The following is a 7750-nucleotide window of genomic DNA, read 5'->3' on the forward strand; positions in this document are numbered from 1 at the left end:
TTCGCGCGTTCTTCATGGCGTGCGGCGGCGTACCGCCGCTGTTGTTGATCACACGATTAAGGAACATCCCATGAAGGTTGCCAAGAAGGCCGCCCTGGTCATCGTCACCGCCGGCCTCGCGGCCGGTGCCACCGCCGGAGCCGCGTCCGCCACCGAGGGCGGCGCCCACGCCACCGGCGTGGCGACGCACTCCCCGGGTGTCGGCTCCGGCAACGCGGTCCAGGTCCCGGTGCACATCCCGGTGAACCTCACCGGCAACACGGTGAACGTGATCGGCCTGCTGAACCCGGCGCTCGGCAACGCCTCGGTCAACCACTGACGCATCGCATCGCGTCACGCGCCGCCGAGGCCCGGTGACCCCCTGGCGGGTGGGTTCCGGGGCCTCGGCGGCCTTTTCCGTCGGGCCCCCAAGACCCCGGGACCTCAGGAAACAGGCGGCATACCCCGCTCCCGCTCCTCGACATACGCGTTGTAGGACGCCACGAGCGCCCGCCGCGCGCACCGCTCCACCGGCCGCAGCGCCTCGCCCCGCGCCGCCATCTCCGACGCGCTCACCGCGCCGCCGTGTCCGTGCTCGTACGCCAGCGAGACCAGCAGCGCGATCCGCTGCGCCAGTTCGAGCACCCGTACCGCCCGCGGCGGATAGCCGGGCGCCAGCACCTCACGCCCCCGCTCCGACCGTGCCCGGTACGCGTCGAGCGCCGCCTCGGCCACCGGCCCCGACGCCGCCACGTCCAGCCGCGAGAGCACATCCGTCGCCTCCCGCAGCGCCTCCGCCAGTTCGCGCTCCGCCTCGCCCAGCGAGGGCACGTCCGCCGGCGGTGCCTCCCGTACCGGCAGGCAGTGCCACAGGACCTCGACATGCCGGTCGCCGTCCGGGCCCACCGCGGAGATCTCGGGGATCAGTCCGTACGGTGCCCCGGCAGCGATCACCGCCTCCTCGGCCTCCAGCGCACGGGCATTGAACTCCGGCGGGCCACTGAGCCCCAGCGGATGGCCCGGCGCCGGCAGCGCGATCCGGTATCCGGTCACCCCGAGCGCCCGCAGCCGGCCCAGCGCGAGCGTGAGCCCGACAGGACCGGCCTCACCGGGCAGCCCTTCCACCCGGTGTACGGCGTCGTCGCCGACCACGGCGAGCACAGCGTCGTCCGGCGATACAAACCCGGCCAACAGGGCATTTCCCCATGCGGCCAGCAGTCCTGAGCGTGGTTGCGAAAGCATGGCACCAGCGTAGGGAACGGACCTCACGGCCGGACCCCCCGACGGGTGGCGTAGGTTTTGTTGGGGGACGCGCCTGCAGGCGCACCTGAAACCTCAAGACGATTGCATGGGGAGACAACGCGCTCATGAGCGATGTACTGGAGCTGGTGGACGTATCCGTGGTCCGCGACGGACGCGCTCTGGTGGACGATGTCTCCTGGTCGGTCAAGGAGGGGGAGCGCTGGGTGATCCTCGGCCCCAACGGCGCCGGCAAGACCACCCTGCTCAATCTCGCCTCCAGCTATCTCTTCCCGACCTCCGGCAAGGTACGGATCCTCGGCGACCGGCTCGGCAAGGTCGATGTCTTCGAGCTCCGCCCCCGTATCGGCGTGGCGGGCATCGCCATGGCCGAGAAGCTGCCCAAGCGCCAGACGGTCCTGGAGACCGTCCTCACCGCCGCGTACGGCATGACCGCGACCTGGCACGAGGACTACGACGAGGTCGACGAGCGGCGCGCCCGCGCCTTCCTCGACCGCCTCGGCATGACCGAGTACCTGGACCGCAAGTTCGGCACCCTATCCGAGGGCGAGCGCAAGCGCACCCTGATCGCCCGCGCGATGATGACCGACCCCGAACTGCTGCTCCTGGACGAGCCCGCGGCCGGCCTCGACCTCGGCGGACGCGAGGACCTGGTGCGCAGACTCGGCCGCCTCGCCCGCGATCCGTACGCCCCCTCCATGATCATGGTCACCCACCATGTCGAGGAGATCGCGCCGGGCTTCACCCATGTCCTCATGATCCGCCAGGGCAAGGTGCTCGCCGCCGGCCCCGTGGAGACAGAACTCACCTCGCGCAACCTCTCGCACTGCTTCGGCCTCCCGCTCGTCATCGAGCGCAAGGGCGACCGCTGGACCGCGCAGGGCCTGCCCCTCGGCTGACGTCCGGCCGGTCAACAGCTCGTAGCTGACCGGATATCACCCCTGTCGGGACAGGGACCCCCGCCCCTACCATGACCATGTGGAAATCGACGCATGGGTGTGGTGGCTGATCGGCGCGGTCGGACTGGGCATTCCGCTCGTGATAACGGCGATGCCCGAATTCGGCATGTTCTCGGCCGGAGCGGTCGCCGGAGCCGTCACCGCGGCGCTCGGTGGCGGAATCGTGGCCCAAGTCCTCGTATTCGTCGTGGTGTCCGTCGCCCTCGTCGCCGTCGTACGGCCCTACGCGGCCCGGCAGCGCGGCGCGAGCCCCGGCTCGGCCACCGGCATCGACGCGCTGAGGGGCCGTCAAGCCGTTGTACTGGAACGGGTGGACGGCAGAGGCGGCCGGATCAAGCTCGCCGGTGAGGTCTGGTCGGCCCGCGCCTACGACGAGCGAGCCGCCTTCGAACCCGGTCAACAGGTCGATGTGGTCGAGATCGACGGAGCCACAGCCGTGGTGATGTGAGCCAACCCGGCCGAACGGTAAGCACATACGCTCGCGGTCTGAGAATATCGATCATCAGAACATCCGGCAGCGAAGGGCCCGAGGAACGCGATGCCATCGATCATCATCGTCCTGGTCATCCTGGTGGTGCTTGTATTCATCGCCCTGATCAAGACGATCCAGGTCATCCCGCAGGCAAGCGCCGCCATCGTGGAGCGGTTCGGCCGCTACACACGAACTCTCAACGCGGGCCTGAACATTGTCGTCCCGTTCATCGACTCGATCCGTAACAGGATCGACCTGCGTGAACAGGTCGTCCCCTTCCCGCCCCAACCGGTGATCACCCAGGACAACCTGGTCGTCAACATCGACACCGTCATCTACTACCAGGTGACCGACGCCCGCGCGGCGACCTACGAAGTCGCCAGCTATATCCAGGCGATCGAGCAGCTCACCGTCACCACCCTGCGCAACATCATCGGTGGCATGGACCTGGAGCGGACCCTCACCTCCCGCGAGGAGATCAACGCGGCCCTGCGCGGCGTCCTCGACGAGGCCACCGGCAAGTGGGGCATCCGCGTCAACCGCGTCGAGTTGAAGGCCATCGAGCCGCCGACCTCCATCCAGGACTCGATGGAGAAGCAGATGCGCGCCGACCGCGACAAGCGCGCCGCGATCCTCACCGCGGAGGGCATCCGCCAGTCGCAGATCCTCACCGCCGAGGGCGAGAAGCAGTCCGCGATCCTGCGCGCGGAAGGTGAGGCCAAGGCCGCCGCCCTGCGCGCCGAGGGCGAGGCCCAGGCGATCCGTACGGTCTTCGAATCGATCCACGCCGGCGACCCCGACCAGAAACTGCTCTCGTACCAGTACCTCCAGATGCTCCCCAAGATCGCCGAGGGAGACGCCAACAAGCTCTGGATCGTGCCCAGCGAGATCGGCGACGCACTCAAGGGGCTCAGCGGCGCCTTCGGCAACCTGGGCGGTGGCATGCCGGGCTTCGACACCGGCAAGGAGCGCAGGCAGGACCCCCCGCTGGACTGAGCGTCCTGCCCCTTCGTGCATGATCGGTGCATCCAGCACCGATCATCGGAGGGCAGCGCACCGTGACCATCTGGGAGATGCTCGCCGTATTCGTCGCGGGCATCAGCGCCGGAACCATCAACACCATTGTCGGTTCCGGCACGCTGATCACTTTTCCCGTCCTGCTCGCCACGGGCCTCCCGCCGGTCACCGCCACCGTCTCCAACGCCCTTGGCCTGATACCCGGTGCCATCAGCGGAGCCATCGGTTACCGCGCCGAACTCACCGGCCAGCGCCGCCGCGTACTGCGCCTCAGCGCCGCCGCGGTCGTCGGCGGGTTCGCCGGGGCCGCACTGCTGCTGACACTGCCGTCGACGGCGTTCGAGACGATCGTGCCCGTCCTGGTCACCCTCGCCCTCGTCCTGATCATCCTTCAGCCCCGGCTGGCCAGGGCCGTCCAGGCCCGCCGTGCCCGCAAGGGCACCAGCGCCCGCCCCAACGGCGGCCCGCTCCTCTTCACCGGAATACTGCTCGCCAGCGTCTACGGCGGCTACTTCACGGCAGCCCAGGGCATCATCTATCTCTCCCTGATGGGCATGCTGCTCGACGACACCATGCAGCGGCTGAACGCGGTCAAGAACATCCTCGCCGCCGTCGTCAACACCGTCGCCGCGCTCTTCTTCCTCTTCGTCGCGGAGTTCGACTGGACAGCGGTCGTCCTCATCGCCGTCGGCTCGGCGATCGGCGGCCAGCTCGGGGCCAAGGTGGGCCGCAAGCTGCCCCCCGCGGCGCTGCGCGGGCTGGTCGTGGCCGTCGGCGTGGTCGCCATCGTCCAGCTGCTCGTCCGCCGTTACGGCTGACGAGCCGTACGAGCCGTACGAGCCGTACGAGCCGTACGAGCCGTACGGGCGCGCGGACAGCCGGAAGCCCGCTCCCCGTGGGGCAGCGGGCCTCCTCTGTCACGTTCTCCCACGCGTTACGCGGCGGACTGGACCGAGACCAGCCAGTGCGGCAGCTCCGAACGCTCACCGGCCCGCAGGGACAGCAGCATCGCGTCCGCCGGGGACGGTACGAACGGCTGGTACAGCAGCGGCATTCCCGCCTGATCCGGCGTACGGTCGGCCTTGCGGTGGTTGTCCTCGGCGCACGAAGCGACCGTATTCAGCCAGCTGTCCGAACCACCCCGGGAGCGCGGCACCACATGGTCCACCGTCGTCGCGCGCCTGCCGCAGTACGCGCACCGATGCTGGTCCCTGACCAGCACCCCCCGCCTCGACCACGGAGCCTGTCTTCGGAACGGCACCCGTACGAACCGGCAGAGCCTGATCACCCGGGGCACCGGCAGCTCCACCGCGGCCGCACGGACACGGAGATCGGGATGGGCGTGCTCGACAACGGCCTTGTCCTGCAGCACCAGCACCACCGCACGGTTGAGTGTCACCGTCGACAGCGGCTCGAAGCTCGCATTCAGTACCAGCGTGTCCCGCATCCCGCCCACCTCCCGTGTGCCGGCCCGAGCCCCATCGGGAGGCGTCGGACCTGGATCAACTCTGGCCGGGCACGCCGAGAGGGACAACACAATAAAAAATGCCCTGCCCTGATCTCTCCAAGACCAGGGCAGGGCAAACAAAAGGCAAACGGTCAAAGGGCGGCCGGGGCGGCGTACTCGCCGATGAGCTGCGCACGTGCCAGCGTATGGAACCGCAAATTGAAGCCGACGAACGCGGGCGACGCGTCCTCGTCGGGCCCCAGCCGCTCACTGTCCACCGCGTACACCGTGAACACATACCGGTGCGCCGGATCCCCGGGCGGCGGCGCCGCGCCACCGAAGTCCCGCGACCCGTAGTCGTTGCGCGCCTGCACCGCGCCCTTGGGAAGCCCCTCGAACACCCCGGTGCCCGCGCCCACGGGAAGCTCCGTGACCGACGCCGGGATGTCGAAGACCACCCAGTGCCAGAACCCGCTGCCGGTCGGCGCGTCCGGATCGAAGCACGTCACGGCGAAACTCTGGGTCTCCGCCGGGAAACCCTCCCACCGCAGCTGCGGCGAGGTGTTCCCGGCGGCGTGGACCTGGGCGTCCTTGAGCACCGCCCCGGGCTCGATGTCATCGCTCACCACCGTGAACGACGGCACCTGCGGATGGAAGTCATGAGGGAGCGGAGCCCTCTTCCCCTCGGTCACGTCCGAACCTCCGAATCGGCTGTCCTGCCTGGCCGCGCGGCAGCTCGGCTGCCTCGCGGCCCCGAGCCTAGAGCCTGCGCTCAGAACCAGTTACGACGGCCACCGACCTCGGAGAGCCACTGGTTGAGATAGGCGGACCAGTCGGTGCCCTGGAAGTCGTTGAGCCCCACCTGGAACGCCCGGAACGAGTCACTGCCCTCGGTGAACAGACCCGGCTTCTTGTCCATCTCCAGGATGACGTCCATCTCGCGGTCGTCCGCGACGAAGGACAGCTCGACCTGGTTCAGACCGCGGTACTGCTGCGGCGCGAAGAACTCGATCTCCTGGTAGAACGGCAGCTTCTGCCGCGTCCCGCGGATAAGACCGCGCTCCATGTCCGCGCTCTTGAAGCGGAAGCCCAGCCGGATGAAGGCGTCCAGGATCGCCTGCTGCGCGGGCAGGGGGTGGACGTTGATCGGGTCCAGATCGCCGGAGTCGAGCGCCCGCGCGATCTCCAGCTCCGTGGTCACACCGATGTTCATCCCGCGCAGCGACTGACCGTCGATCGTCGTGATCGGGGTCTCCCAGGGGATCTCCAGACCGAACGGCACCACATGGACGGCCCCGGCCTGCACCTCGAAGGCGCCGCCGATGTTCTGCTTGGTGAACTCGATGTTCTGCTTGGTCTCCTGGTCGCCGCCCTCGACCTCGACCCGCGCCTGGAGCCCGACGTTGAGTCCTTCGATCTGCTGATTCACGGACCCGCCCTGAAGACGTACCTCGCCCTGGACGACCCCGCCGGGGACGACGTTCAGCTCGGTCAGCTCTGTCTCGACTGACGCGCCACCGGCGCCCATGCTCGCGAGCAGCTTCTTGAAGCCCATGTTCACTCCTTCTAGATTCTGACCTCTACATACGCGCCTCGACCGTAATCGGTTCCCCGGTAGGCTCGTAAGCCATGACCGAGAGCCCCGACCGCAGGCCGCTGCCCCGCGACTTCTTCGACCGGCCGGTCCTTGAGGTCGCACCGGACCTCCTGGGCCGAACGCTGATACGGGACACGGACGACGGCCCCATCGAACTCCGGCTGACTGAAGTAGAGGCGTACGCGGGCGCGGTCGACCCGGGCTCGCACGCCTTCCGCGGCCGGTCGGCCCGCAACGCGGTGATGTTCGGCCCGCCCGGTCACGCGTATGTCTACTTCACCTACGGGATGTGGCACTGCCTCAACCTGGTGTGCGGCCCGGAGGGCATGGCGAGCGGGGTCCTGCTGCGGGCCGGCGAGATCGGCGTGGGCGCCGAACTGGCCCGCAAACGTCGAATCTCGGCCCGTCATGACAGGGAACTGGCCAAAGGTCCGGCCCGCCTGGCCACCGCCCTCGATGTCGACCGCGCCCTGAACGGAGCGGACGTCTGCGCCGGCCCCGACGCACCACTGTCGATACTCACGGGTACCCCTGTCCCGGCTGACCAGGTTCGCAGCGGCCCGCGCACCGGAGTGGGCGGCGACGGCGCGGTCCACCCCTGGCGCTTCTGGATCGACGGCGACCCCTCGGTGAGCCCCTATCGCGCTCACGCGCCACGTAAACGTCGAACTTGACGCGCGCTGTTCATCCGCCTAACGTAGCCCGAGCCGCTTTCAACAGGTCCTGCTGTTCAGCAGTGCCCGAGGCGGCCACCCACTACTTTCGACCACACCCTGACAGGTGCGGATTTCGGCATGCCGAAATCCGGGCTCAATGGCTCGATTATGAGCCGGGCGGGGATTCGGTTAAAGTAGTGAACAGCCGAAAGGCAAAAGGCCAATCCAAAGGCCATCGGAATTCTTGAGGCGGAACACGCCGAATGAATCTGATAGAGTCGGAAACGCAAGACCGAAGGGAAAAGCCCGGAGGAAAGCCCGAGAGGGTGAGTACAAAGGAAGCGTCCGTTCCTTGAGAACTCA

The 7750-nt window shown here is 68.4% G+C and carries 10 protein-coding genes; 6 read left to right on the forward strand and 4 right to left on the reverse strand.

Going from position 1 to position 7750, the window contains the following annotated elements:
- Nucleotides 1-70: 70 nt before the first annotated feature.
- Nucleotides 71-319 (forward strand): chaplin, encoded by a 249-nt coding sequence (locus ACFRMN_RS28950; protein WP_383024682.1) that lies wholly within the window; start codon nucleotides 71-73, stop codon nucleotides 317-319.
- A 104-nt stretch (nucleotides 320-423) separates the two neighbouring features.
- Here the strand turns inward: ACFRMN_RS28950 and ACFRMN_RS28955 are convergent, their stop codons facing one another.
- A complete protein-coding gene (locus tag ACFRMN_RS28955) occupies nucleotides 424-1221 on the reverse strand; it encodes a hypothetical protein (RefSeq protein WP_383024684.1) in 798 nt (265 codons plus the stop codon).
- A gap of 125 nt (nucleotides 1222-1346) precedes the next feature.
- On the opposite strand from ACFRMN_RS28955, the gene ACFRMN_RS28960 reads away from it, so the two are divergent.
- From ACFRMN_RS28960 to ACFRMN_RS28975, 4 genes are all read left to right on the forward strand, one after another.
- The gene (locus tag ACFRMN_RS28960) at nucleotides 1347-2138 is read left to right on the forward strand and encodes an ABC transporter ATP-binding protein (protein ID WP_383024687.1); all 792 of its coding nucleotides are present in this window, start codon (nucleotides 1347-1349) and stop codon (nucleotides 2136-2138) included.
- Nucleotides 2139-2217: 79 nt separating this feature from the next.
- Nucleotides 2218-2646: an NfeD family protein gene (locus ACFRMN_RS28965; protein WP_383024690.1), complete on the forward strand. Its 429-nt coding sequence runs from the start codon at nucleotides 2218-2220 to the stop codon at nucleotides 2644-2646.
- Nucleotides 2647-2736: 90 nt separating this feature from the next.
- On the forward strand, nucleotides 2737-3666 hold the full coding sequence (locus ACFRMN_RS28970) for an SPFH domain-containing protein (RefSeq protein ID WP_129769718.1): 930 nt from the start codon (nucleotides 2737-2739) through the stop codon (nucleotides 3664-3666).
- 62 nt (nucleotides 3667-3728) lie between these two features.
- Complete coding sequence (locus tag ACFRMN_RS28975) at nucleotides 3729-4505, forward strand: sulfite exporter TauE/SafE family protein (RefSeq protein ID WP_383024694.1); 777 nt, start codon at nucleotides 3729-3731, stop codon at nucleotides 4503-4505.
- Between the two features lie 116 nt (nucleotides 4506-4621).
- On the opposite strand, the gene ACFRMN_RS28980 is transcribed toward ACFRMN_RS28975, so the two are convergent.
- The 3 genes from ACFRMN_RS28980 to ACFRMN_RS28990 form a co-directional block, all read right to left on the reverse strand.
- Nucleotides 4622-5134 carry an HNH endonuclease gene (locus ACFRMN_RS28980; protein WP_383024697.1) on the reverse strand — a complete coding sequence of 171 codons (513 nt, stop codon included), beginning with the start codon at nucleotides 5132-5134 and terminating at the stop codon, nucleotides 4622-4624.
- Between the two features lie 152 nt (nucleotides 5135-5286).
- Complete coding sequence (locus ACFRMN_RS28985; protein WP_383024699.1) at nucleotides 5287-5826, reverse strand: YbhB/YbcL family Raf kinase inhibitor-like protein; 540 nt, start codon at nucleotides 5824-5826, stop codon at nucleotides 5287-5289.
- 80 nt (nucleotides 5827-5906) lie between these two features.
- Complete coding sequence (locus tag ACFRMN_RS28990; RefSeq protein ID WP_383024702.1) at nucleotides 5907-6689, reverse strand: sporulation protein; 783 nt, start codon at nucleotides 6687-6689, stop codon at nucleotides 5907-5909.
- A gap of 74 nt (nucleotides 6690-6763) precedes the next feature.
- Here ACFRMN_RS28990 and ACFRMN_RS28995 point away from each other — a divergent pair, with 74 nt between their 5' ends.
- Entirely contained in the window at nucleotides 6764-7405 is a 642-nt protein-coding gene (locus ACFRMN_RS28995; protein WP_383024705.1) for a DNA-3-methyladenine glycosylase, read from the forward strand.
- Nucleotides 7406-7750: the final 345 nt, after the last annotated feature.

This window comes from Streptomyces sp. NPDC056835 (assembly GCF_042789485.1).
Classification (GTDB): Bacteria; Actinomycetota; Actinomycetes; order Streptomycetales; family Streptomycetaceae; genus Streptomyces.